Origin of the sequence: Arthrobacter sp. BL-252-APC-1A, from assembly GCF_009696625.1 — a bacterium.
GTDB lineage: Bacteria > Actinomycetota > Actinomycetes > Actinomycetales > Micrococcaceae > Arthrobacter_B.
Genome location: NZ_VULS01000005.1, coordinates 91,722 through 116,091 on the forward strand (window position 1 = coordinate 91,722; position 24,370 = coordinate 116,091).

The window sequence follows — 24,370 nt, forward strand, 5'->3', positions numbered from 1 at the left end:
GTGAGTGACTAGTGAAAGCCTGCGTGGCCTGTGGGCCGCGCTTTCCATAAGCCTACTTCATAAGCATGCTTATGCGAAGTCATACCGGCCCAAAAACAGGCCATCAAGAACATAATGCCTAGTCAGAGCCATAATCAGTGACCTTATTTTTTTCTGCAGACACAGCAAATCTGCGCAGGAAAACGCCCAAATCGCGCAGTTCATCCGCACCAATCCGATGCCCCATACCGGGATAGGTCCGGGCGGTGAGCATTGTGTTTTCTTCCAGCCAGGCCGACGCCGCGGCAACGGCATCCGGATGGATTACCCAGTCGGCCCGGTCCCTGCCCCAGAAAAACGGCGGACGCACTTCCAGCGGTTCCGCCATGGCCAGGAGCTGGCTTTCCACGATGAACCCGGAGAGCCCCGCTGCACAGCTGAATCCACCCGGCCGCAGGCGCAGCGCGCACACCGCCATGGCCATGCCCTGCGAGAAACCCAGAAGGGAAACCCCGGTGAAGTTCCCCTTCTTCCTCAGCTCGTCAATCGTGGCAAGGAGACTGGTGCCCGCGGCGAGGACTTCCGCCTCATCCGAGGCCAGCAGGGGATCCAGCAGGAACCATCCGTACCGCCCGCCGACATCGAACGTGCCGCGCAGCGCAGCGCCGGTCACACCTGGGGGAAGGTGGTCAAAGAGCGGAGCCAGCGCCGTCTCATCCGAGCCGTAGCCATGGAGCATAACGAGCAGATGAGTGCCCGCGCGTGCGTTTTCGGGGACGGACCAGGAGACGTGGTGCATGGCTCCAGCCTAGGCCGAACGGGCCCGGCGGACGTTTGCGCCGGGACGATCCCGCCCGGCGTCCAGACCATTGCAATGAACTGGTGGGGAACCTACCGTTGCAGAAAGCGCATGGACGTGCGCCGCAGCCACTGAATGCGGGGGCACATGTACGCAGGAAAGAATGCTGGCTCCGTAGTTACGCTCACCGCCAACCCGAGCCTTGACCGGACAGTAGAGCTCGCCGGAGTCCTGGTCCGCGGTGCGGTGCAACGGGCTGCGGGGGTCCATGAGGAACCGGGCGGCAAAGGTGTAAACGTCTGCCGCGCCCTCAGCGCCTCGGGTGTGCCGAGCGTCGCCGTGCTTCCGGGAGACAATTCGGATCCCGTCATGCAGGCACTTCGAACCACGGGCATAGCGCACCGGAACCTTCCCATTGGCGCACCGCTGCGGGCCAACCTCACTTTGACTGAGCCGGACGGCACCACCACAAAGGTCAACCTTCCGGGCCCGGAGCTGGGCCTGCCGGTGCAGGAAAGCCTGCTGGCGCTGACCGTCGATACGTGCGGCGGCCCGGACGGAACCCTGCCTGCCAGCTGGCTAGTCCTGGCAGGCTCCCTTCCGCCGGGCGTACCGCCGGACTATTACGCCGTCGTCGCACATGCTCTCCGAAACCGCTTCGGTGCCGCCTCGCCGCGGCTGGCGATCGATTCTTCAGGGCCTCCCCTGCTCGGCGCACTGCTGCATGAGGCTATGCCTGACCTGCTTAAGCCAAACGGGGAAGAGCTGGCCGAAGTGACCGGAATAGCCACGGGGGACGAGCTGGAAGCCAACCCCGGCCTGGCAGCGGCAGCAGCCCAGACCCTGATCGAACGCGGAGTCGGTGCGGTACTGGCCACTCTCGGCGCCAGGGGCGCGCTGCTGGTGACTGCCGACGGCGCCTGGCTTGCCACCCGCCCGCCGGTCACCCCGAGGTCGACGGTTGGTGCCGGCGATTCCTCACTGGCCGGCTACCTCCTGGCAGAAACGGCAGGCAAGGCGCCGCCTGACTGTCTGCGGCAGGCCGTCGCGCACGGAGCTGCGGCGGCAGCGCTGCCCGGAACCACCGTGCCGTCCGTCGCAGAAACCGAGCCTGAAGCCGTGACGGTGGAACGGCTGGAGCTTCATCCCGTGCCCGCTTCCGGAACCAGGCGTGGACCGGCACCAAACACGCCGAAGGAGAACAGCTGATGTCAGACCTGATCACCCCGGACCTGGTAACCCTGGACCAGGACCTCGGCACCTCCAAAGACGCTGTCATCCGCCATCTGGCAGAAAGAGTGGTGGCAGCGGGGCGGGCAACCGGCTTCGACGGGCTGTACGCGGACGCGATGGCCCGCGAGCAGAAGACTGCCACCGGGGTTCCCGGCGGCATCGCAATTCCCCACTGCCGTTCCGCTTCCGTCACCACCCCCAGCCTGGCCATGGCCCGGCTGAAACCGCCCGTGGACTGGGGCGCCAAGGATGGTCCGGCGGACATTGTGTTCTTCATTGCGGCACCTGAGGGCGCTGACCAGGAGCACCTGCAGCTGCTGGCCAAGCTCGCCCGGTCACTGATCAAAAAGGACTTCACGGGGGCGCTGAGGACGGCTTCAACGCCCCAGGAGATTGTGGCCCTCGTCAACGGGGCACTGGGGCTCGGTCCTGCACCGGAGACATCACAGGCATCCGGGACAGCGGGCGGGGAATCCGAAAGCCCGGCCGGGGGCAGGCACGTGGGTGGGGCTGAAGCCACCGGCGCCACTGCGGCCGGAACTGCTGCCGGTGCGGCAGCCGGCGCGTCCGCAGCCCATGCGGGCAACGCCTCCGGGGAGGTCCACGGAGGTTCGGGGACCGCTACTTCCGGTGAGCCCCCGGCGTCAGCCACAGGTCCGAGGCCGGAAAAGCTCGTGGCCGTAACGGCCTGCCCCACGGGAATTGCCCACACCTACATGGCTGCGGATTCGCTGGCTGCGGCAGCCGCTGAGCGGGGCATTGACCTCCAGGTAGAAACGCAGGGGTCCGCGGGTTCCACCCCGCTGGATCCGGACGTGATCAAGAATGCCGACGCCGTGATCTTCGCCGTCGACGTTGATGTCCGGGACAAAGGCAGGTTTGCCGGAAAACCGGTAATCAGCGGCCCGGTGAAGCGCGGCATTGACGAGCCCGGCGTGATGATCGACGAGGCCCTGGCTGCGGCCAAGGATCCCAATGCCCGGACAGTGTCCGGCGGCGGCGGGGGCGGGGAAGAACGCGCTTCGAGCAGCGGGGAAAACTTTGGCGGACAGCTGAAGCGGGCGCTGCTGACCGGCGTCAGTTACATGATTCCGTTCGTGGCCGGCGGCGGCCTGCTGATCGCTCTGGGCTTCCTGCTCGGCGGCTACGAACTCTCTCTTTCAAATGATGAGGGCGTAGCCAACGGCGACATCATCCTGGACGGGACCAGCATCTTCTCCCTTCCCCCTGATGGGCTGCTGGCTTACCTGGGGGCGGTGTTCTGGAAGATCGGCAACATCTCCCTCGGCTTCCTGGTCCCGGCACTGGCGGGCTACATCGCCTACGCCCTGGCTGACCGCCCGGGCATCGCCCCCGGGTTTACCGCCGGCGCCGTCGCCCTGTACATGGACGCAGGCTTCCTCGGGGGCATTGCCGGTGGCCTGCTCGCCGGTTATGTGGCGATGTGGGTGGGCGGCTGGAAGGTGCCAAGCTGGCTGCGCGGACTGATGCCGGTGGTCATCATTCCGCTCATCGCCTCTCTCATAGCCTCCGGCCTGCTGCTGCTGGTGCTCGGCGGTCCCATCGCGGCGCTGACCCTCGCCCTGAATGACTGGCTGTCCGGGCTCACCGGAGTCGCCGCCATCGGGCTCGGCGTGATCCTGGGCCTGATGATGGGCGCGGACCTCGGCGGACCGATCAACAAGGTTGCCTATGCCTTCGCCGTCGCAGGCCTGGGCGAGGGGGCCTTCGACAACCAGGCACCCTGGCAGATCATGGCCGCCGTGATGGCCGCAGGCATGGTCCCGCCGCTTGGCATGGCACTGGCCACCGTCCTGGACAAGAGCCAGTTCTCCATGGCCCTGAGGGAGAACGGCAAGGCCGCCTGGCTGCTGGGAGCCGCGTTTATATCCGAAGGTGCAATCCCGTTCGCTGCCGCGGATCCGCTTCGCGTCATCCCCTCCACCATGCTTGGCGGGGCCACGGCAGGCGCCATCTGCATGGCTGCCGGGGTAACCTCGCAGGCACCGCACGGCGGAATCTTCGTATTCTTCGCCATCGGCAACATCTTCATGTTCATCGTGGCCATCCTGGCGGGTATGGTCGTCAGCGCACTGGTCCTGGTCGGACTCAAACGCCTGACCGCACCCAAGCGAACCGAGGAGCCCGTCGTTGCGTAGGATTCCGGTTTTGATTTACAGGAAGGTTCACTGATGCGCACCATTAAAGGAATCGGAGTCAGTCCCGGCCGGGTCCTGGGGCCTTCACTGCGGATGCCGCCGCCCGTGCCGGAACCCGACGCCGAATCCAAATACGCGCCGGAGAGCTCGGTTGACGAGGAGAAGGCACGGCTCAAGGATGCTGCGGAGGCGGTCCGTGAGGACCTGAAGCGGCGCTCCTCAGTCGCCTCCGGCGATGCCAAGGCGGTCCTGGACGCCACGGCAATGATGGCTACCGACCCGATGCTGCTCAAGGCGGCCGGGAAACACATCAACCAGGGCATGGCCGCGGACCGCGCCATCTGGGAAGCCGGGCTCGAGGTGGCTGCGATGCTGCAGGGCCTTGGCGGATATATGGCTGAACGGACCCAGGATGTCCTGGACGTCCGGGCCCGCATCGTCGCGCAGCTGGACGGGCTGCCCCCACCGGGGATCCCGGCGTCGGACGTTCCCTTCATCCTTACCGCGGAAGAACTTGCCCCCGCGGACACCGCCACGCTGGATCCTTCCCTGGTCGTGGGACTGGTCACCAGCGGCGGCGGCCCGCAGTCCCACACCGCCATTCTGGCCCGTTCCCTCGGACTGCCCGCCGTAGTGGGCGCAGGGAGCGCCGACTCAATTGTTGACGGCGCGGAAATCTACCTGGACGGCGCCACCGGCACGGTGGTGGTAAACCCGGGAGTAGCCGAGCGCGAAGCTGCCCAGAAGTACGCGTCCCGCGCGTCACTTCCGGCTTTCAACGGGACCGGTACGACGTCGGACGGACACCGGGTGCCGCTGCTCGCCAACGTGGGTTCGGGCAGGGACGCGGCGGCGGCAGCTGCTGCCGGCGCGGAGGGCGTGGGACTGCTGCGCACCGAGTTCTGCTTTTTGGGCCGGGACTCGGAGCCCAGCCAGGAGGAGCAGGTCGCCGCCTACGGTGCGGTCTTCGAGGCCTTCCCCGGACGGAAGGTGGTGGTTCGGACGCTCGACGCCGGGGCGGACAAGCCGCTGCCGTTCCTTACCGACACGACTGAGCCCAACCCGGCGCTCGGTGTGCGCGGGTTTCGGACGGACCGTTCATCCCCCGGAGTGCTCGCCCGCCAGCTTGAAGCAATCGCGCTGGCTGCCGGTTCGCATGAGAGCGATGTCTGGGTCATGGCACCCATGATCGCCACCGCCGACGAAGCCTCCGATTTCGCCGTCATGTGCGCCGCCGCCGGGCTGGCGACACCAGGTGTGATGATCGAAGTGCCCGCGGCTGCCATCAAGGCAGAGACCGTGCTGTCCAAGGTGAAGTTCGCCTCCCTGGGAACCAACGACCTCACGCAGTACACCATGGCCGCTGACCGCCAGCTTGGCACGCTTGCCTCCCTGAATGACCCCTGGCAGCCCGCAGTACTGCAGCTGATCGCCCTAACCGTGAAGGGCGGTGCCCTGGCCGGAGCAGCGGACAGCGTTCCGCGCAGCGTCGGAGTCTGCGGTGAGGCTGCCGCCGACCCCGCACTCGCCGTCGTGCTTACCGGAATCGGCGTGAACACACTGTCCATGACTCCCCGGGCGCTTGCCACCGTTGGAGCCGTGCTGGCCTCGGTAACCCTGGCCGAGGCTCAGGAACTGGCCGGGATTGCCCTGGTCGCCAGGACTGCGGCGGAAGCGCGGACACAGGTCCGGAGCAGGCTGCCCGTCCTTGAGCAACTCGGCCTCTAACAGGACTCCCAACAAGCCAGCAGGACCAACCGGAAGGAAGACCCCGATGCCAGAACGCGAAGCCACCATAGCCAGCAGCGTGGGGCTGCACGCCCGCCCCGCTTCACTTTTTGCCGAAGCCGCTGCCGCCCAGCCTGTGGAAGTCACCATCGCCATGCAGGGCGAACCTGCCGAAGAGGCAATGGACGCCTCCAGCATGCTCTCGCTCATGAGTCTGGGCGCTTCCCACGGGGACGTTGTGGTCCTGCGAGCGGACGGAGAGGGAGCAGACGATGCGCTGGACGCACTGGTCAAGATCCTGGAAACGGATCTGGACGCAACCTAGCCCCGTAGCAGACGGGGTTAAAGGAGCGAAGCCAGCGGCCGATGGCCGCTGGCTTCGCTGGCAACTTCACGCTGACCCCCCACAGGCAGCGGACGTTACACATTCATTAGTCTGGCACAGCGTCATGAATTTGTGAACGAAGAAGGTGAAATTCAGCTCACATTTCCGTAACGCTCGCGCAGCAGGTTCGCCTTGGGCCGCCGGGTGCTGAGACGGTGCGATATCCACATCACCGTCAGTCCCAGCACCACCAGGATCACGGCGGAGAACGGCAGGATCAGCATAAACGCGCCAAGCTTGCCGAAAAGGGTCAATACCGCGAAGACGACCACCACTGCCAGCCCCGCACCAAACAGTCCGGAACCGGTCCGGTGGGCTGGCCGGTACCGGCGGTTCCACGACGCCGCAAGCGCCGGCAGGCTGATGCACGCTGCCACATACGCCGGATAGAGCCGGCCCAGATGCGCATAGATGTGCACTGACTCCTGGTCATCGAAGGCATAAAGGCCCGTCGAGGTATAGGGCAGCTCGCTGACGGCAAAGAAGTAGATCGTGAGCAGGACCGTGGCTCCGAGGACAGCCAGGCCAACCGGGCCGGCTACGGCGCTGCGCGCGCGGGGCGCACCAAACGCGGCCGCGCCCTTGAACCCGAGAATGGTGAACACCGCATAGAGGGAGATCCGAAGCACCAGGTTGGCCACATTAACGCCGCCAAGCAGTGAGTCGATGAACTCATAGAACACGGACAGGCTCAGGCCGGTGGAAACTGCCATCAGCACCAGGCAGGCAAACATGCTCCGGTTCCGTCCGCGGATGGCGTCCGGCAGCCGGATCAGCGCAAAAAGCGCGCTAACCGCGAATGCCAGCACCTGGACAACGAATCCTGCGGTCATCCCAAATTCTCCAAGAGTGCGTGGTTGTATTTTTCGTCCTGTTCCCGCTTGCGCAGGACTTTGCCAAGGGCATCAAGCCGATCCCTGGCCAGGGCCACAAGCTCGGCGTCGGAAAGCTCAGCCAGTGCAGCTTCCCGGCCCCTGGGCGGCCATCCCCCTTCATTCGGCTGAAGTACGCCGGTGACGACGAGTCCGCTGGTCAGGGATACCCCTGCGATGCGTGCAGCCTGAATGGCGAGCCTGGGCGCAAGGCGTCCGGCTGTGAGCTGTGCCGAAATATTCTGCGGGGCGATCCCAGTTGCGGCGGAGAGCTGCTGGCGAAGATCGCCTGGATCAACGGCCTCGAACCAGGGGCGCACCGCTATCGATTCCGCGTATTCGGCAACCCTGGGGGCCGCGGGATGATCTTCATCAGCATCGGTCCGGCTCAGCAGATACCTCAGGATGTCCCGGTAGGGCACCTGGCTGATCAGTTCTTCCGGCGTCGGATCCCGCCTGCCGGCGGCGAGGTCCTGGTATCCCTCAAACGAGGACAGCGTGACGACTGGATCCTGGCCGTAGGCCCTTGCTGCGCTCACCACGGTGGAGACGGATACCTTGCCCCGCACCAGCTGCTGGGCCAGGGTTGAGCGCTTGATCCCCGTTCTGCGGCAGAGATCCGCCGTGGATTCTTCGGGTGCCATAAGGGTCCGCCAAGCTTGGAAGGCCTTTGCGGAAACTCCCATTAGACCCCCCGATACTGCTTGATTGGATTCCCAGCGACCGGATCAGTATACTTCTAGCACTGGCTCCCCCCTCTGCGTTCCCCCCATATGCAGAGGCGGGAGCCAGCTCCAATTAACGGACCGGCACTGCGCACGGGACAGCACTGCGCACGGGGCGGCCTTAGCCGGCCCGCCTGCGTGCAGCTTCAAGCGCCTGCTCCCAGGCCGACTCCAGCTCCTGAACAGCGGATCCGTAGCGGTTCACCGCATCTTCATCCGCAGCATCATCCGAAGCCGCTTCCTGCGCCGCCTGCGCCTCACGTGAAGCACGCGCCAGCAGGCTGGTTTCCTTCTCCCGAACATCAGCCAGACCGGGGTACTCAGCACCCTTCCACGGATCGAGTTCGTAGGAGCTCCACTCCAGCAGGACCGCTTCCCTCCTCTTGCGCAGGGAATCCAGGCGGCGGTTCCTGAGCTTCCGGGCCCTGGCCAGCTTCCTGGCCCGCTGACGCCGAGCCAGCCAGTACCACGAGCCCGCGGCACCGCCCAGCACCAGGATCCCTGTCACGGCCGCAGCACCCGTTGCTGCCAGGCCCGCCCAGGCTATTGCCGCAACGGCCGCCAGCCCTCCGGTCAGCCCAACCCAGAAAAGCCGCTCACCGTCCTCCCGGCGAAGTGCAGAATCCAGGGCCGGCGCAGTCAGTCCAACCGCAGCAGCGGCAAGCAGCAGGGCCGGGAGGGCAGCGAAGAGGCTCCCATCCATGCCTGGCATATCGTCAACCCCCTTCCGGCGCACGCGCACAGCGAAGCGCAAACGTGGCACAGCGATTACCAAGTATGCTGACATTCAGCGTTTTCCGCAGTTTCTCCGGAAGACTCAAGCATCGCATGACGCCTCACAGCTAAGGAATGACATGTTGGTACCTGCTCCGCGCGGGGAGCTCTCCGCCTCGCTACTGAACGTGCTGCATGCCGGCCCACAGGCCACGGCTGCAATGTACGGACAGCTGGACGAAACCGCGGCCCGGGCATTGGCCGCGGACCCTGATGTACTGCGCTCCGATGACCTGCAGCTGACCCTTTTCTGCCTCTATGAACTGCACTACAGCGGACTAGACGGCATTGACCCGGACATGGAATGGCAGCCGGAACTGATCCGCGTTCGAAGGGACATCGAGGCTGCATTTGAGGCCGCCCTCCGCCGGACCGTACCGGTACCGCGGGCTCCTGCTCCGGAGGCTGAAGCAGTGGCCAGCACCCTGTTCAGGCTTGCTGCCGAAGACCACGGTCCCAGCGTTTCGCGGTTCATAGCCCGGCACGCCACGACTGACCAGCTGCGGGAGTTCCTGGTGCTCCGCTCGATCTACCAGCTGCGGGAAGCCGACCCCCACAGCTGGGCCATTCCCCGCCTGCCAGTGGGACGGGCCAAGGCCGCCCTCGTGGAAATCCAGGCGGATGAGTACGGCGGCGGACGTCCGGAGCGGATGCATTCGCACCTCTTCGCCCGCACCATGGCTGGCCTGGACCTGGACACGCGCTACGGCTACTACCTGGACCAGGCTCCGGCACTGGTGCTCGCCTCATCCAACGCCATGTCCCTGTTCGGCATGAACCGGCGGCTGCGGGGATGCATCGCCGGACATCTCGCAGCGTTCGAAATGACCTCTTCAATCCCCAACTCCTTCTACGCCCGCGGCTTCAAGCGCGCCGGCTACGGGCCCGATGTCACCTTCTACTTCGATGAGCATGTGGAGGCAGACGCCGTGCACGAGCAGATTGCGGCGAGGGACCTCGCAGGCGGCCTCGCAGAGTCCGAACCGGAGCTGCTGGAGGACATCCTCTTCGGCGCCTCGACCGTCCTGACACTGGACGCGATGCTGGGCGAAGAACAGCTCGCTGCCTGGAAGGAAGGTCGGTCAGCCCTCCGGGAGGCTTCTCCCACCAGCATTGACATGCAGACGCTGGCTGCCGATGCCGCTGCTTCGGGGGTTCCGGCATGAGCGCCCAAAAGGGCCAGGACAGTGTGTCCGTGGGCCGCTCGGGAGTCACCGTGGTTCCGGCCGCGGGCACTGAGGCGGCGGCAGACTTTTCGGTGACCGAATGTCCCGGCGGTCCGCTTCTTGTGCGCGGAGAATTTGAGGTTCAGGACGCTGACGGCGCTGCCATCCCAAAGAACCGCGAAACTGTAGCGCTGTGCCGCTGCTCAGGCTCCCGGATCAAGCCCTGGTGCGACGGCACCCACAAACTGCTCAGGGGCGCATCTGAAAACTAGCCCGGCGGACTGCCAAAGACCCCGGACGCAAAACACCCCGGCTCCAAAAGGAACCGGGGTGTTTTGCTGCCGTACGGCATGAGGGTGGGCCCTGTGGGGCTCGAACCCACGACCCACGGATTAAAAGTCCGATGCTCTACCAACTGAGCTAAAGGCCCCCCATCGTCGCGGCAGGAACACACCCGCCACTTCGACTTTCCCACTTTATCGCACGCGTTGGGAATCGTGGAAACCCCTTGGGCACGGCTGTCCGCCGCTTTGGCGTGCGCTGTTTCCGCCAGCCGGAAGCCACCTCGATTCACAACACCGGCGGGAGTATTCTCAAAACATGACTGAGTCGAATGCATCGGTTCCCCGTCACCACAAGCCCAAGCTGTACGCACCCATGGACTTCGCCAACCACCCCGGCGGCGCTGATCCGGCCCGGGTGTCCGAGGCCGCCCACCTGGCCGCGCAGGCCCTGGTGCACCACGGCAGGGAAAGCGACGACCCCGAGGTCACACGCCGCCTGGTCGAGCTGGCGGACCGGCAGGGCCTGGAGGCCGTCGCGGAAATCTGGGCCACCAGTCCGGCCCGGTCCCTGCCCGGCGCCCTGTGGCGGCTTTATGCCCTGCGGGCAGCGGTCCAGCAAAACCCCGAAAAAGTGGCTGCCTACTATGCCGCCGGCAAGGAAGCCGCGCAGGTCTCGAAAGTCGTGGCAGGCGTCGCCGAGCCGCTTGGCGCTGACGAAGTGCGGGCCATGGCGGACACCATCCTTTCCGGCGCCTTTGAAGGAGACTTCGACGTCGCCCTGGAGCGTTTCGCCGCTTTCTGCCGGGTAGTTGCGCTGGGTGAAACCCATCACGCGGACTCAACGGAATCGGCCAGCGCCGAGCGCGCCACGGAGCTCACCCGCAGGGCCCGCCAGCTGATCCTTACTGCCGAAGACCTTGAACATTCGGCCGAATCCTGGCGGCGCGGAGAGCTCGACTGACCACGTTGGGTCCCCGTGCCAGCCTGTGGACAGCCCGGTTGACATCAGGGACGGGGAGTAGAAAACTGAAAGTGGTGTCGGACCGCGGAACCCCCGGGCTTCAACTTAGAGCCGCTTCGAGCGGCCTTCCGCCGAGAGGCGCTCCCGGTCCGGCACCGTTACTCTTTTCCGCATCGGATATTCTTACCGGTGTGATGACCCTCCAGCCCAACAGGTCAGTCCTGTGAAGCTCCGGCTGTTTCCCCAGGAAAACGCCGGCCTTGACCTTCTTTCCCGAATGGCTGCGCAGGCGGTCCGAGGCACAGCAACGCTCTCCGAAGCACTCGGCGCCGATCCTTCGGAATTCGCCCGGCTCGCAGAAGAACTGCACGCGTTTGAGGCCGAAACGACGGACCTGCATTTTGCGCTCATGACGCAAATGCGCACCAGTTTCATTAACCCCCTGCCGCGCGAGGACCTGTACGACATCTCACTGATCCTGCTCGCCCTGATGGAACGGCTGGACAGCGCCGCTGAAATCATTTCGCTCTACCGGCTGACCAACGTCTCCGGCCGGGCCGCCGAGCAGCTCGAAGTGCTGGGCCGGCAGGCCGAGCTCTCCGTCGCAGCCATGCGCACCCTGGCCTCCATGGACGATCTGGAGGACTACTGGATCGAGATGCTCCGCCTGAGCAAACGCGTGGAGCGCACGCACCGCATGTGGCTGGCTGAGCTCATCCACGACCATAAGGCCCTGGTCTACATCCGGCACCGGGATCTGGCAGACCAGCTCGCAGCGGCCTCCAAGGAGTTCCGCAGGCTGGGCACCTACGTGGGCAACATCCTGGTCCGGGAATCGTAGTTGACCACCGTACTGCTGGTGGCAGTGTTCGTCTTCGCCGGCGCATACGCCTTTATCAACGGTTTCCACGATGTCTCCAACTCCGTTGCGGCCGCGATCCGCACCCGTGCACTCACGCCGGGAGTCGCCGTCGTGCTTGCCAGCGTCTTCAATCTCCTGGGTGCACTGATAAGTACGGCGCTGGCGCTGGTCCTGGCCGACCTCTTCGTCAAACTGCCTGCCGGCAGCAACGGGCTCGGCATCCTGATAGCAGGGCTTGCAGCAGCCTGTGCGTGGGGCCTGTGGACCTGGTGGCGCAGGATGCCCTCTTCCTCCACCCACGCCCTGATAGGCGGCATAGTGGGCTCAGGAGCCGCCTCCACACTGGTGGGCGGGCCAAGCATCAGCGAATCGATCCAGCTTCTGTGGGAGCAGATCGCGCTGCCCCTGCTGCTCTCGCCGCTGATTGCCTTCGTCCTCGCCTATCTGCTGGTGTACCCGGTGATGTGGCTGATGCGTTACAGCTCGCTGCGCCGGGGTGATGCCGGCAACCGCATTGCACAGTCAGTGCTCTCCGCTGCGTTTTCCCTGGGCCACGGCATGCAGGACGGCCAGCGGACAATGGCCGTGCTGGTGCTGGGGCTCGTGGCAGCCGGGTATTCCACCGGCGCAGAGATCCCCTGGGGTGTGCAGGCCTTCGCCGGGGCTGCCCTCGCCCTCGGCGCACTGTTCGGCGGCTGGCGCATCACCCATACCCTGGGCTACCGGCTGGTGCGGATCGACCCGCTGCGCGGCATGAGCGCCCAGGCAGTGGCCACCGGGATGCTCTTCCTGGGCGGACTGTGGCTGCACATCCCGCTCTCCAGCACCCAGACCATGACCAGCGCAATCGTCGGCGCAGGGGCGAACCGCAGGTTTGCCGCGGTACGGTTCATTCCCCTCCGGGAAATCCTGGTGACCTGGCTGGTAACCGCTCCCGCCGCTGCCCTGCTGGGCGGCATCTTCTATCTCGCGCTCAGTCCGCTTCTCTGAGGCCCTCAGCGCCCGTCTCCGCCCTCTGCACCCCCGGACCCCATAAACACCCACCGAGATAGCAGAAACTGCCCGATACGGGGCTGTAACGGGCAGTTTCTGCGATGTCGATGGGTGAGGTGCGGGGCGGGTTTACCCGAAGCGGCCGGAGACGTAGTCCTCAGTGGCCTTCACCGACGGGTTGTTGAAGATGACGGTGGTGTCGTCGTACTCGATCAGCTTGCCGGGCTTGCCGGTGCCGGCGATGTTGAAGAACGCCGTCTTGTCCGAGACGCGTGCTGCCTGCTGCATGTTGTGGGTGACGATCACGACCGTGTAGTCGCTCTTCAGCTCCTCGATCAGGTCCTCAATAGCCAGGGTGGAGATCGGGTCCAGGGCGGAACACGGCTCGTCCATGAGAATCACCTCAGGTGAGACCGCAATCGCGCGGGCGATGCAGAGGCGCTGCTGCTGGCCGCCGGAGAGACCGGAGCCGGGCTTGTCCAGCCGGTCCTTGACCTCGCGCCACAGGTTGGCGCCGGTGAGGGACTTCTCCACCAGATCGTCTGCGTCGGAGCGGGAGATCCGCTTGTTGTTCAGCTTCACGCCGGCCAGAACGTTGTCCCGGATGGACATGGTGGGGAAGGGATTGGGCCGCTGGAAGACCATACCGATGTGGCTGCGCACGGTCACGGGGTCCACGCCGGCGCCGTAGAGGTTCTCGCCGTCCAGCAGGACTTCGCCCTCTACCCGGGCTCCGGGCAGCACTTCATGCATGCGGTTCAGCGTGCGCAGGAAGGTTGACTTGCCGCAGCCCGAGGGGCCAATGAACGCGGTAACGGAACGCGCATCGATCTTGATGCTGACGTCTTCTACCGCCAGGAAGTCGCCGTAGTAGACGTTGAGGTCCTTGACGTCGATTCGCTTGGACATTTAGTTCCTTCTGTTCTTTTCCTCCGGAGCACCCGTATAGGTTCTCCGGTGCCGCCGCAGCGGCCGGGGCTTTGGGATCAGCGGCCGGTCTTGGGCGCGAAGATTCGGGCAACCAGCCGGGCGCCGAGGTTCAGCAGCATGACCATGAGGATCAGCAGCAGTGCCGCGGCCCAGGCGCGCTGGGTACTCGGATCGGTGTTGGTCGGAGAAGTGGGGCTCATCAGCTGACGGTAGATGAACGTGGGGAGGCTGGCCATCCAGCCGGCAAACACGTTCAGGTTGATCGTGTTCACGAACCCGGCAGTCACCAGCAGCGGAGCGGTTTCGCCGATCACGCGGGCAATGGCAAGCGTAACGCCGGAGGCGATGCCGGAGATGGCCGTGGGAACAACAACCTTCAGGATGGTCCGCCACTTCCGAACGCCCAGGGCATAGGACGCTTCCCGCAGTTCGTTGGGAACGATCTTCAGCATTTCCTCCGTGGAACGCACCACCACGGGGATCATCAGGACAGAAAGCGCGACGGCGGCAACGAAGCCGGTGCGTGTGCCCGGTCCGAAGATCAAACCGAAGAACGCTGCGGCGAAGAGTCCGGCCACGATCGAGGGGATGCCGGTCATAACGTCCACGAAGAAGGTGATGGCCCGGGCCAGCGGCCCGCCCTTGCTGTACTCAACCAGGTAGACAGCGGTGAGCAGTCCGATGGGCACGGAGATGATGGTTGCCCAGAGGGTGATCAGCAGTGTGCCCATGATCGCGTGGTAGGCACCGCCGAGGACCGGGGTCCCGTTTTCAACAGTGTTGTTGTCCACGGTTCCGGTCATGCCGCCCATGGAGGTGAACAGGAAGTCTCCGCTGAGTCCGGGAATGCCGCGGACCAGGACCGTGAAAATCACTGAGACCAGCGGTACCAGCGCCAGGATGAAGGCACCGTAGATCAGGTTGGTGGCGAAGCGGTCCGTTGCGCGCCGGCTGCCTTCAACGATGCGGGTGGCGAGGGTGCTGCCGGCTACGAAGAGGACGGCGGCAAAGATGGCGAACGTGGCGATGCTGAACCCCAGCAGCGCCGAAAGGGCTGCACCCAGGACGATCGAGGCGGCCAGGATGGCCCACAGTGCCCAGCCGGGCAGCTGGTTCTTGGTCAGCGACGAGGAGCGGGTCAGTGCGGTTTCAATCATCAGTTGGCTCCCGAGAATTCTTTGTGGCGGCTGATGATCCAGCGGGCAATGACGTTCACGATCAGGGTGATCACGAACAGGACCAGGCCGGCAGCGATCAGCTCAGAGAGGCGCAGGCCATAGGCCTCGGGGAAGTTCAGCGCGATTTCCGCGGCGATTGTCTGGTTGCCGGGCCGGATCAGGCTGGCGATCAGGCCGCCGGAGGAAAGCACCAGCGCCACTGCCATGGTTTCACCCAGGGCGCGGCCCAGGCCAAGCATGATGGCGCTGATGATGCCCGGTCTGGCGAAGGGGAGGACGGCCATGCGGATCATTTCCCAGCGGGTGGCGCCCATGGCCAGGGCGGCTTCCTCATGCAGCTTCGGAGTCTGCAGGAAGATTTCGCGGCTCAGGGAGGTGATGATCGGAAGCACCATGACGGACAGGACGATTCCCGCGGTGAGCATTGTCTTGCCGGTCTGGCTGGCCGGTCCGGTGAATAGGGGGAACCAGCCGGCGTTTTCAGCGAGCCAGTTGTACGGCCCCACCAGTGCCGGCGCCAGCACGGTCATACCCCACGCGCCGTAGACCACCGAGGGGATGGCGGCCAGGAGGTCCACAACGTAGCCCAGGGCCTGGGAAAGGCGGCGGGGAGCGTAGTGGGAAATGAACAGCGCGACGCCAAGGCCCACCGGAGTGGCGATCAGCAGCGCGATGGCCGCGGCGATCACGGTGCCGATCACCAGCGGGAAGATGTACGCCAGGAACCCCGAACCGCCGGAGATGTCCTCAGACGGGGCGGAGAAAGTGGGAAGTGCCTGCCAGAGCAGGAAGGCGGCTACCGCAAACAGGACTGTCAGGATCAGACAGCCCGCCAGCAGCGTGATGCCGGAGAAGACTTTGTCCCCCGCGCGCCCGGCACCGCCGGTGCCCTGTATTGACTTGCTTGACACTGCACAACCCTTCGAACTTTGTTGGCAACTTGATTGATGTGGACAAGACACCGCACTCGTCAGTTTTCACTGTCGGCGGGCCAGATTCAAGCTGGCCGCCGGCCCGGCAAATGCCCCCGCACTGCGCTTTGGGGCGCTGTACGGGGGCCTGGACCATTCCTTTGCGGCTAGGAAGCGGCCTTGATTGATTCGATGGCCTTGGCTCCCTGGTCCTGCAGCGCGGCGGACATCGGGGCGTTACCTGCGGCTTCGCCTGCTGCCGCCTGGCCTTCCGCACTGACGACGTAGGATCCGAAGGCCTTGATGAGGTCGACGGTGTCCTGGTCCTCATAAGTGGTGCAGTAGAGATGGTAGGAGACCAACACCACAGGGTAGGCGCCGGATTCAGTGGTGTCCCGGGCCAGTTCCATGGCCATGTCCAGCTCAGGGCGGCCTTCGCCGGTGACCGGCGTGGAGGCCTCCACAGCCTTGGAGGCGGCGTCGGCGCTGTAGGGAACGTATTCCCCGCCCACCTTCACGGCCACGGTGCCCATGGACCCGACGGCGGATGCATCGGCGTAGGTGATGGCCCCGCTGGTGGCGCTGGCAGCAGAAACGACGCCGGAGGTTCCCTGCGCATTCTCCTGCCCGTCGAGCTCCGCCGGCCATTCACCGCTGGCTTCCGTGGTCCATACGTCCGGTGCCGCGGCGGCCAGGTATTCGGTGAAGTTCTCGGTGGTACCGGATTCATCGGAGCGGTGGACCACGGTGATAGCGGTGCCCGGCAGCTCGGTGCCTTCGTTCTGGCCGGCGATTGCCGGATCGTTCCAGGTGGTGATCTCACCGCGGAAGATGCCGGCGATGGTGTCTGCGTCGAGGTTCAGTTCCTCAATGCCGTCCAGGTTGAATGCGATCGCAATCGGGGAGATGTAGGCCGGGACGTGCAGGGCACCGTCGGGGCCGCAGGTCTCCAGCGAGGCCTGCACCTCTTCGTCCTTCAGGACGGCGTCGGATCCGGCGAACTGCACACCGCCGGCCAGGAGGGCCTCCCGGCCGGCCCCGGATCCGTCCGGTGAGTACTGGATGGAGGCATTTGGGTTCGACTCGTTGAAACCTGCGATCCAGGCGTCCATCGCCGAGGCCTGCGAGCTGGCACCTGCACCGGACAGCGTGCCGGTCAGGGCCGAGGCGGAAGCGGAAGAATCGGTGCCGGCGGCTGCGTTCGTCGCGTTGTCACTGCCGCAGGCAGCCAATGCCAGTGCTGCCACGGACAGGACGGCCGCTGTGCGGCCAATGCGGAATACCTTCACAATCGTGGTCCCTTTCAAGGGTGGTATGTCCGGCGCGTCAACGCCGGGAGACTTGTCGCTGGAGGGTTGTCATCCGCTCCGATATGAAGACTGGCCTGCCAAGGTGAACAAAAAGTGAACTGGGACCAAGCAGCACGGGAATAATCCCTCCGCATGTCACAGATGCTGCTGCGTCTGCTGTCGGAGCGCGGTCCCCCTAGACTGTTCCCATGCCTGCCCGTGACCGTCTCAGCTCCTGGAACAGGTTCCTGCGCAACCGGTTCCGGATTGGCGTCAAGCGAAGCGGCGCGTCGATCTACCCCGCACTTCAGATGACCATTTGTGCCGTGGGTGCCTATGCGTTCGCGGAGTACGTGCTGGGCCATGAAGGCCCGCTCTTCGCAGCGACGGCAGCCCTGATCTCGCTGGGGTTCTCCCGCGAACCCCGTACCCGCCGGGTGCTGGAGGTCGGAATCGGCTGCACCCTGGGCATCACCATTGGTGAACTGCTCCTCCAGGTGCTCGGCAACGGGCTGTGGCAGGCCGCCGTCGTGCTCTTCTCTTCCCTGATGCTGGCGCGGTTCCTGGACCGGGGCGTTATTTTCACGACCCAGCTGGGACTGCAGTCCCTGCTGGTGGTCCTGCTGCCCGCACCGGAAGGCGGAGTTTTCACGCGCAGCATGGACGCAATTGTGGGTGGTGTCTTCGCGCTGATCGTCACGATGCTCGCGCCCAGGGATCCGCGGCGCGAACCCAAGTCGAATATCCGTGAGCTGCTCAGTGAACTCTCCGCCGTGCTGCGCCAGGTTGCCGACGCCCTTGTACGCAGCGACTCGACCCTGGCCTGGCACGCCCTGGTCCGGGCCCGAAGCACCCAGCCGCAGCTGGACCTGCTGGCACGCAGCATCCGCGATGCCCGTGAAATAGCCCGCATCTCCCCCGCCTACCGCAGGCATCTGGCTGAACTCGGGGACCTTCGCGGATCTGTGGGTTACCTGGACCTGGCCATCCGCAGCAGCCGGGTCTTCGCGCGGCGGACCACTTCCGTAATTAACCATGCGTCGCTCTCGGACACGGCCGTAGACAAGGTTTCAGAGGTCATCAATGACACCGCCGACGCCGTGGACATCCTGGCCCGGGCGCTGGGCGGCGGTGAATCCCAGCCGACGCGCGAGCGCCATCTCCGCCAGGCGCGAAGCGAACTGGCCGCCGTGGGTGCCCGGCTGCACCCGGCTTCCCTGGACGTACACGACCTGTACGGCGATGCCCTGGTAATGCTGTTCCGCCCCTTGGTGGTGGACCTCCTCGAGGCCACCGGACTCTCCCACGAAGAGGCCGTCAGCTATCTTTCCGAGGTCTAATCAGCCGCCGGGACGCTGCAACGCGGTGTCAGTGCCGGCAGATAGCCTGTTGGCATGGCAACAAAGACTTCCCGGGCGAAAACCGCCAATTACCGCTGCACGGAGTGCGGCTGGACCGCTGTTAAGTGGGTAGGCCGCTGCGGTGAATGCCAGGCCTGGGGCACCGTCGAGGAAGCGGGCGAGGTCCTTGCGCGCACCACTCCCGCAGCCGTCGTCGCCCGTCCGGCGCAGCTGATTGCCGATGTTGACGCCACCACTGCCGCTTACCAGCCCACCGGAGTGGGCGAACTGGACCGGGTACTGGGCGGCGGACTGGTGCCCGGCGCAGTGATCCTGCTGGCCGGCGAGCCCGGAGTTGGCAAGTCCACCCTGCTGCTCGACGTCGCTGCACGCGTGGCCGGGCAGGGCCGGGACGTCCTTTACGTTACGGGTGAGGAATCAACGGCCCAGGTAAAGCTGCGCGCCGAACGGATCGGTGCAGTGTCGGACAGCCTGTACCTCAGTGCCGAAACCGACCTTGGCCAGGCACTGGGGCAGGTTGAGCAGGTCAAGCCTGCGCTGCTGATCGTGGACTCGGTGCAGACGCTGAGCAGCGCCGCAGTGGACGGCAGCGCCGGCGGAGTCAGCCAGGTCCGCGAGGTGGCGGCCTCGCTCATCAATGCAGCCAAGACCCGGAACATGACCACGCTGCTGGTCGGGCACGTCACCAAGGACGGCTCCATTGCAGGCCCGCGCCTGCTTGAGCACCTGGTAGACGTGGTGTGCCAGTTCGACGGCGACCGGCACTCCCGCCTGCGGCTGGTCCGTGCGGTCAAGAACCGTTACGGGCCCACGGACGAAGTCGGCTGCTTCGATCTCACCGAGGACGGCATCGAAGGCCTCGCCGATCCGAGCGGGCTGTTCGTCTCCCGTACCAAGGAGCCCGTCTCCGGCACCTGCATCACGGTGACCCTGGAAGGCAGGCGCCCGCTCGTAGCGGAGGTACAGGCGCTGCTCGCGGAGACCGGCAATGCGCAGGCGCGGCGGGCCACCAGCGGCCTGGACTCCGCCCGGGTGGCCATGCTGCTCGCGGTGCTGCAGCAGCGGGCTTCGATGAACCTCGCCAAGGACGACAGTTATGTGGCCACCGTGGGCGGGGTGAAGCTGACCGAACCGGCCACCGACCTTGCCGTGGCCCTGGCCGTCGCCTCGGCGAAGATGAACAAGCCCCTGCCTGCACGGCTCATTGCGTTCGGCGAGGTTGGACTGGCCGGGGAGGTCCGTCCCATCCCCGGCATAGCCCGGCGGGTCCAGGAGGCCGAGCGGCTGGGATTCAGCCATGCGGTGGTGCCCGCATCACCCAACGGTCCCGGCCAGGTGCCGGCTGGTTTCAAGGTCCGGGAAGTCTCAACTCTCTCCGAGGCTCTCGAACTCCTCTTCTAGGGCGCGCCGCAGGCCGTTTGATAAGCGCGCCTGTCATACTCCGGGGACCAAAGTGGCGGATGAGCCGGTTCCTCCCACTACTATGGGGAAGTATCTGCGCATACCCACGCCCAGAACGTCCCGTGGGCCGCCAGTGGCCGGAAGGAAGTGACCATGCCTCGCAGTCCCGAGGACGCGCTGAAGGCGACCCTTGCGAGGGTTGCGCCCGGAACTGCTCTTCGCGACGGCCTGGAGCGGATCCTCCGCGGCCGCACCGGCGCCCTGATTGTCCTCGGCTTTGACCGCACAGTGGACTCGATCTGCTCCGGCGGTTTCGACATCGGGATTGAGTTCTCCTCCACCCGGCTTCGCGAACTGGCGAAAATGGACGGTGCAATCGTCTGTGACAAGGACGGCACCAACATCCTGCGGGCGGCCGTGCAGCTGGTCCCCGACCACACGATCGAGACCCATGAGTCCGGAACACGCCACCGCACCGCAGAGCGTGTTGCCATCCAGACCGGCTTCCCGGTGATCTCCGTCAGCCAGTCGATGCAGATCATCCAGCTGTACGTTGGCGGACTGCGGCACGTCCTGGAAGGGTCCGAGCCGGTACTGGCCCGCGCCAACCAGGCACTGGCAACCCTGGAGCGCTACCGCACCCGCCTGGACCAGGTCACGAACTCACTCTCCGCCCTGGAAATCGAAGCCATGGTAACCGTCCGCGACGTGGCAGTCACTCTCCAGCGGCAGGAAATGGTGCGCAGGATCTCCGAGGAAATCTCGCAGTACGTCCTTGAGCTTGGAGTCGACGGGCGGCTGCTTTCCCTCCAGCTGGAGGAACTGACCACAGGGCTCGGCCCGGGCAGCGAAATGATCATCCGGGATTACGCCGACATTGGCGAGACCCAGGGCAACATCGAAGAACAGGTCGCAACCCTGCAGGGATTGAGTTCCTCGGACATGGTGGACTTGGGGAAGATCGCCGCCGTGGTGGGCTTCCAGCCGGGCCAGGACTCCCTTGAAGCCGTGGTCCAGCCCCGCGGTTACCGCCTGCTGAGCAACATCAAGAGCGTTCCGCCGGCGGTCTCCAACCGTCTGGTGGACCACTTTGGCGGCCTGCAGAACCTGATGGCCGCCAACATCGAAGACCTGATGCAGGTGGACGGTATCGGTGAACAGCGGGCTCGGACTGTGCGTGAAGGCCTCTCCCGGATTGCTGAGACAAGCCTGCTCGACCGCTTTATGTAGCGGCCGCAGCAGCTAATCCAGCTGGAACACGGCTTTTTCGCTGGTGGTTTCCCCCAGCCGTGCCGTGAAGACATACCAGCCGGGATTCGGGTTGCTGGACACGGCGGTGCACCCCGGAGCCGACCGCAGCCGTTCCCAGGTGAAGTTGGCCCGTTCCTCGGCACCGGGCTCGAACTCCTTGACCAGGTCTTGGGCCCCGTCCTGGCAGTCTGCGGAAGAGAAGATCCGGTCTGAACCGGACGTGACCACGAATTCCATCTGCGTGGTGCCCACGTTGATCCGGCACGGTTCCGCACCGGTATTGGTCACTGTCAGTGTCAGGTTCGGATTGGCGCCGGCCGGATAGGCCTCTGCATCCGTTGAGGCGGCAACCGTCACCGCAGCCGGAGGACACATGCCGTCTTCAGCCTTCGGAGACGGCTCTGCTTCAGCTTCCTGCGCTGCCTTGGAAGCGGGCGGCTGCGCGGCAGAAGTCGGTGCGGTCTCAAAGGGTTCGGACGCCGTTGCATCCTTGTCACCCGCAAGAGCGGCGACCACTACTATCCCGGCCCACACCAGGCCGGCCACAACCAGCAGCGCCAGGAGTGTCACGACGAGCCGGCGCCGACGGTAGACAGCCCTGCTTGGGCGCGCCGGACCGGTTGCAGGCCTGGTCCCGGAGGCACCGCTGGTCTTTTGCCCCCGCTTGCCCTGGACTCCTTTTGCCGCCATGGCTTAAGGCTATGAACCCGGGCCCGGATTACGGCGCACACCACGCCGGTCAGTAGAGTATTGCTGGTCAAGACCGAGGGAGTGGCGTTGGAACCGGAACAAATGCGTAAGCTGCACAGGCGCATCGCTGACTGGTTCTCCGATGAGGCCAGGGATCTCCCGTGGCGCAAACCGGACTGCTCGCCGTGGGGAATCCTGGTCAGCGAAATCATGCTCCAGCAGACCCCGGTGGTGCGCGTCCTGCCCGTCTGGCACCAGTGGATGGAACGCTGGCCGGGGCCGGCGGACCTTGCTGCCGAGCCGGGCGGGGAGGCCGTGCGCGCCTGGGGCCGGCTCGGTTATCCCCGCCGCGCCCTCCGGCTGCACGCAGCAGCGGCGGAAATAACAGCCCGCCACGGCGGGAAGGTCCCGGACACCTACGACTCGCTTCTGGGCCTTCCCGGAGTGGGAGACTACACGGCCGCTGCCGTTGCCTCCTTCGCCTACGGCCGCCGCGAAACGGTTGTGGACACCAATATCCGCAGGGTCCATGCCCGGCTGGTAACCGGCAATGCACTGCCGTCCCAGTCGCTTACCGCCGCCGAGAAGAAACTCGCCGTCTCACTGCTGCCCCGGGACGACGCTGAATCTGTTGTCTGGAATGCCGGAGTCATGGAACTCGGCGCACTGGTCTGCACCGCCCGCAGCCCACGCTGCAGCGACTGTCCCGTGCTGGCTGACTGCGCCTGGGTCCGGGCCGGGCGGCCGGAACCGCACTATGTCCCGAAGGGGCAGGCCTGGCACGGCACCGACCGGCAGGTCCGTGGAGCCATGATGGCCGTGCTGCGCCAGGCAGAGGGGCCGGTGCTGCGCGAACTGCTGCTCACGGGCCCGGTGGACCTGGTGGCTCCGGAGGCCGACGCCGCGCTGGCGCCGCTGGCCGCGCTGCACGCCCTGGCAGCCCCGGCCGAACAGCTTGAACGCGCACTGGACGGCCTGCTGCGCGACGGTTTGGCTGAGACCACCGGGTCCGGAGTCCAGCTTCCCGTCTAACGGCACCGGTCCAGTGTTCCGCGGCGCACGGAGTCCAGCCTAGATTTCGCCGAACCCGTTCCGGACTTCAAGTCCCAGCATCTCCACGGCCCGGGCAGCGTCGGGTCCGTGGGCGGAAACGGTCAGGGTGTCGCCTGCCTTCAGCCCAAGAGTCATCAGCATCATCACCGATTTGCCGTCCACCCCGTTGATCGTGATGTCGGCGTCCAGGTCAGCCATCGCCTGTGCAACGGCAGCCGCCGGCCGGGCATGAAGGCCCATGGGATTGATCAGCTGCCAGGACGCCTCGTGGACGCCGTCGTCGTCCTGGTCGATATCGTCCAGGGTGTCGGCCGGTTCGGCAGTGGTTTCAGGACCGGACGCGGGTTCTGCACCCTTTGAACCCATCGTCGCGGCGACGGCCTCTGCGTCGCGGACGACGGCCGCCAGATCCTGCCCCGTCTGTGCTGCGACTGCGGCGGCCACGGCGCCCTCCACCAGCGGTGCATCCGCCAGCCTGACGCTCTCGCTCTGGTCCGGATCCAGGAACTCCAGGGCCATCTCCGCAGTCATCACGGCAGAACCGAGGTCAGCCAGGATCGCTACCCCGGCGCCGCCCTGAGCCTGGGCGATTCCGGACTGGATTTTCTCAAGGCTGGTGCCAATCCCCCCGTCGTCCGTGCCTCCCGCAGCGATAATCGCAACGTCGGGTGCCATCTGCCCGGCGAGCTCAGTCAGCCCTTCGGCCACCTTGTCGCTGTGGGAGACGATTACCAGCCCAACCCTCATGCCTGCTCCCCCGCCGCACGTGCAGCAGCCGCGAGGATCAGCGCAGTGGAGGCCGCTCCGGGGTCCAAGTGGCCGGCGCTGCGTTCAGCCAGGTAACTGGCCCGTCCCTTGCGTGCGATAAGCGGTTCCGTGCCGGCCAGGCCGCCCTCTGCCCCGTTGGCAGCCGCGGCCAGGGTTTCGGCCCCGCTGGCTTCAGCGGAGGCTGCCGTTTCTGCCGCTTCCACGGCGGGAGTGAAGGCATCCACCATGGTCTTGTCCCCGGGCTCGGCCTTTCCCCGGCTGACGATTCCGTCCCGGGCAGCTCTCAGGAAAGCGACGACGTCCCCTGCGTCCAGCACGTCCTTTCCGGCCACGGCGGTGGACCCCCGCAGGAAAGCCGTACCGTAGAGCGGCCCGGCAGCACCACCCACGCGGGACATGAGGGTCATGGCGGCAAGCTTGAACACGTCCGCCGGCGTGGCAGGCGTGCCGTCAGCATCCAGTTTCTCCACGATTGAAGTGAAGCCCCGGTCCATGTTCTCCCCGTGGTCGGCGTCGCCAATGGCCCGGTCAAGGTCAATCAGCCGCTGCCGGTTTTCATTCAGGGACGCTGCGGCAGCCCGCATCCAGGCTTCGGCCCACTGCGCGTTGAGTTCCATC

24 protein-coding genes and 1 tRNA gene are annotated in these 24,370 nt (G+C 65.7%); 13 read left to right on the forward strand and 12 right to left on the reverse strand.

The window, feature by feature from the left end:
- Window positions 1-118 precede the first annotated feature (118 nt).
- Window positions 119-778 carry an alpha/beta hydrolase gene (locus tag FYJ28_RS09365; protein ID WP_154579110.1) on the reverse strand — a complete coding sequence of 220 codons (660 nt, stop codon included), beginning with the start codon at window positions 776-778 and terminating at the stop codon, window positions 119-121.
- A 147-nt stretch (window positions 779-925) separates the two neighbouring features.
- Between FYJ28_RS09365 and FYJ28_RS09370 the strand changes: the two genes are divergently transcribed.
- Genes FYJ28_RS09370 through FYJ28_RS09385 form a run of 4 tightly spaced genes read left to right on the forward strand, consistent with a single transcriptional unit; the run spans window position 926 to window position 6,223 of the window.
- A complete protein-coding gene (locus FYJ28_RS09370) occupies window positions 926-1,987 on the forward strand; it encodes a 1-phosphofructokinase family hexose kinase (RefSeq protein ID WP_154579111.1) in 1,062 nt (353 codons plus the stop codon).
- Window positions 1,987-4,170 (forward strand): PTS fructose transporter subunit IIABC, encoded by a 2,184-nt coding sequence (locus FYJ28_RS09375; protein ID WP_154579112.1) that lies wholly within the window; start codon window positions 1,987-1,989, stop codon window positions 4,168-4,170. Before FYJ28_RS09370 ends, FYJ28_RS09375 begins: the two co-directional genes overlap by 1 nt.
- A 33-nt stretch (window positions 4,171-4,203) precedes the next feature.
- Window positions 4,204-5,898: a phosphoenolpyruvate--protein phosphotransferase gene (gene ptsP / locus FYJ28_RS09380; protein WP_154579113.1), complete on the forward strand. Its 1,695-nt coding sequence runs from the start codon at window positions 4,204-4,206 to the stop codon at window positions 5,896-5,898.
- Window positions 5,899-5,944: 46 nt separating this feature from the next.
- On the forward strand, window positions 5,945-6,223 hold the full coding sequence (locus tag FYJ28_RS09385) for an HPr family phosphocarrier protein (RefSeq protein WP_055240552.1): 279 nt from the start codon (window positions 5,945-5,947) through the stop codon (window positions 6,221-6,223).
- 152 nt (window positions 6,224-6,375) lie between these two features.
- On the opposite strand, the gene FYJ28_RS09390 is transcribed toward FYJ28_RS09385, so the two are convergent.
- The 3 genes from FYJ28_RS09390 to FYJ28_RS09400 all read right to left on the reverse strand — a co-directional run bounded on the left by FYJ28_RS09390 (window position 6,376) and on the right by FYJ28_RS09400 (window position 8,592).
- Window positions 6,376-7,116 (reverse strand): hypothetical protein, encoded by a 741-nt coding sequence (locus FYJ28_RS09390; protein WP_055240551.1) that lies wholly within the window; start codon window positions 7,114-7,116, stop codon window positions 6,376-6,378.
- The gene (locus tag FYJ28_RS09395) at window positions 7,113-7,799 is read right to left on the reverse strand and encodes a hypothetical protein (protein WP_321164365.1); all 687 of its coding nucleotides are present in this window, start codon (window positions 7,797-7,799) and stop codon (window positions 7,113-7,115) included. The genes FYJ28_RS09390 and FYJ28_RS09395 overlap by 4 nt, the downstream gene beginning before the upstream one ends.
- A gap of 202 nt (window positions 7,800-8,001) precedes the next feature.
- Window positions 8,002-8,592, reverse strand: coding sequence for a hypothetical protein (locus FYJ28_RS09400; RefSeq protein WP_154579114.1), 591 nt, complete (start codon window positions 8,590-8,592; stop codon window positions 8,002-8,004).
- 142 nt (window positions 8,593-8,734) lie between these two features.
- Between FYJ28_RS09400 and FYJ28_RS09405 the strand changes: the two genes are divergently transcribed.
- Together FYJ28_RS09405 and FYJ28_RS09410 are read left to right on the forward strand one after the other, a co-directional pair.
- On the forward strand, window positions 8,735-9,820 hold the full coding sequence (locus tag FYJ28_RS09405) for an iron-containing redox enzyme family protein (protein WP_154579115.1): 1,086 nt from the start codon (window positions 8,735-8,737) through the stop codon (window positions 9,818-9,820).
- Window positions 9,817-10,092 (forward strand): CDGSH iron-sulfur domain-containing protein, encoded by a 276-nt coding sequence (locus FYJ28_RS09410; RefSeq protein ID WP_082413447.1) that lies wholly within the window; start codon window positions 9,817-9,819, stop codon window positions 10,090-10,092. The genes FYJ28_RS09405 and FYJ28_RS09410 overlap by 4 nt, the downstream gene beginning before the upstream one ends.
- A gap of 85 nt (window positions 10,093-10,177) precedes the next feature.
- Here FYJ28_RS09410 and FYJ28_RS09415 read toward each other — a convergent pair.
- Window positions 10,178-10,250 (reverse strand) — tRNA-Lys (locus FYJ28_RS09415).
- Between the two features lie 170 nt (window positions 10,251-10,420).
- Here FYJ28_RS09415 and FYJ28_RS09420 point away from each other — a divergent pair.
- The 3 genes from FYJ28_RS09420 to FYJ28_RS09430 all read left to right on the forward strand — a co-directional run bounded on the left by FYJ28_RS09420 (window position 10,421) and on the right by FYJ28_RS09430 (window position 12,917).
- Entirely contained in the window at window positions 10,421-11,065 is a 645-nt protein-coding gene (locus FYJ28_RS09420; RefSeq protein WP_055240547.1) for a hypothetical protein, read from the forward strand.
- Window positions 11,066-11,288: 223 nt separating this feature from the next.
- Window positions 11,289-11,906 carry a DUF47 domain-containing protein gene (locus FYJ28_RS09425; protein WP_055240546.1) on the forward strand — a complete coding sequence of 206 codons (618 nt, stop codon included), beginning with the start codon at window positions 11,289-11,291 and terminating at the stop codon, window positions 11,904-11,906.
- Window positions 11,907-12,917 (forward strand): inorganic phosphate transporter, encoded by a 1,011-nt coding sequence (locus tag FYJ28_RS09430; protein ID WP_154579116.1) that lies wholly within the window; start codon window positions 11,907-11,909, stop codon window positions 12,915-12,917.
- A gap of 132 nt (window positions 12,918-13,049) precedes the next feature.
- On the opposite strand, the gene pstB is transcribed toward FYJ28_RS09430, so the two are convergent.
- The 4 genes from pstB to pstS form a co-directional block, all read right to left on the reverse strand.
- Entirely contained in the window at window positions 13,050-13,829 is a 780-nt protein-coding gene (gene pstB / locus FYJ28_RS09435) for a phosphate ABC transporter ATP-binding protein PstB (protein ID WP_055240544.1), read from the reverse strand.
- A gap of 77 nt (window positions 13,830-13,906) precedes the next feature.
- A complete protein-coding gene (gene pstA / locus FYJ28_RS09440) occupies window positions 13,907-15,007 on the reverse strand; it encodes a phosphate ABC transporter permease PstA (RefSeq protein ID WP_154579117.1) in 1,101 nt (366 codons plus the stop codon).
- Entirely contained in the window at window positions 15,007-15,939 is a 933-nt protein-coding gene (pstC, locus tag FYJ28_RS09445; protein ID WP_055240542.1) for a phosphate ABC transporter permease subunit PstC, read from the reverse strand. The genes pstA and pstC overlap by 1 nt, the downstream gene beginning before the upstream one ends.
- A 167-nt stretch (window positions 15,940-16,106) precedes the next feature.
- Window positions 16,107-17,228, reverse strand: a complete 1,122-nt coding sequence (pstS, locus tag FYJ28_RS09450) for a phosphate ABC transporter substrate-binding protein PstS (protein ID WP_326831630.1) — start codon at window positions 17,226-17,228, stop codon at window positions 16,107-16,109.
- A 209-nt stretch (window positions 17,229-17,437) separates the two neighbouring features.
- Between pstS and FYJ28_RS09455 the strand changes: the two genes are divergently transcribed.
- The 3 genes from FYJ28_RS09455 (at window position 17,438) to disA (ending at window position 21,220) form a co-directional block, all read left to right on the forward strand.
- Window positions 17,438-18,568: an FUSC family protein gene (locus tag FYJ28_RS09455; protein WP_154579120.1), complete on the forward strand. Its 1,131-nt coding sequence runs from the start codon at window positions 17,438-17,440 to the stop codon at window positions 18,566-18,568.
- Window positions 18,569-18,622: 54 nt separating this feature from the next.
- On the forward strand, window positions 18,623-19,990 hold the full coding sequence (gene radA, locus FYJ28_RS09460; RefSeq protein WP_055240540.1) for a DNA repair protein RadA: 1,368 nt from the start codon (window positions 18,623-18,625) through the stop codon (window positions 19,988-19,990).
- Between the two features lie 153 nt (window positions 19,991-20,143).
- The gene (disA, locus tag FYJ28_RS09465; RefSeq protein WP_055240539.1) at window positions 20,144-21,220 is read left to right on the forward strand and encodes a DNA integrity scanning diadenylate cyclase DisA; all 1,077 of its coding nucleotides are present in this window, start codon (window positions 20,144-20,146) and stop codon (window positions 21,218-21,220) included.
- A gap of 12 nt (window positions 21,221-21,232) precedes the next feature.
- On the opposite strand, the gene FYJ28_RS09470 is transcribed toward disA, so the two are convergent.
- A complete protein-coding gene (locus FYJ28_RS09470; protein ID WP_154579121.1) occupies window positions 21,233-21,931 on the reverse strand; it encodes a hypothetical protein in 699 nt (232 codons plus the stop codon).
- A gap of 102 nt (window positions 21,932-22,033) precedes the next feature.
- On the opposite strand from FYJ28_RS09470, the gene FYJ28_RS09475 reads away from it, so the two are divergent.
- Entirely contained in the window at window positions 22,034-22,963 is a 930-nt protein-coding gene (locus FYJ28_RS09475) for an A/G-specific adenine glycosylase (protein ID WP_154579122.1), read from the forward strand.
- A gap of 39 nt (window positions 22,964-23,002) precedes the next feature.
- Here the strand turns inward: FYJ28_RS09475 and dhaM are convergent, their stop codons facing one another.
- Window positions 23,003-23,731, reverse strand: a complete 729-nt coding sequence (dhaM, locus tag FYJ28_RS09480; RefSeq protein ID WP_154579123.1) for a dihydroxyacetone kinase phosphoryl donor subunit DhaM — start codon at window positions 23,729-23,731, stop codon at window positions 23,003-23,005.
- The gene (gene dhaL / locus FYJ28_RS09485; RefSeq protein WP_154579124.1) at window positions 23,728-24,369 is read right to left on the reverse strand and encodes a dihydroxyacetone kinase subunit DhaL; all 642 of its coding nucleotides are present in this window, start codon (window positions 24,367-24,369) and stop codon (window positions 23,728-23,730) included. Before dhaL ends, dhaM begins: the two co-directional genes overlap by 4 nt.
- Between the last annotated feature and the right edge of the window lies 1 nt (window position 24,370).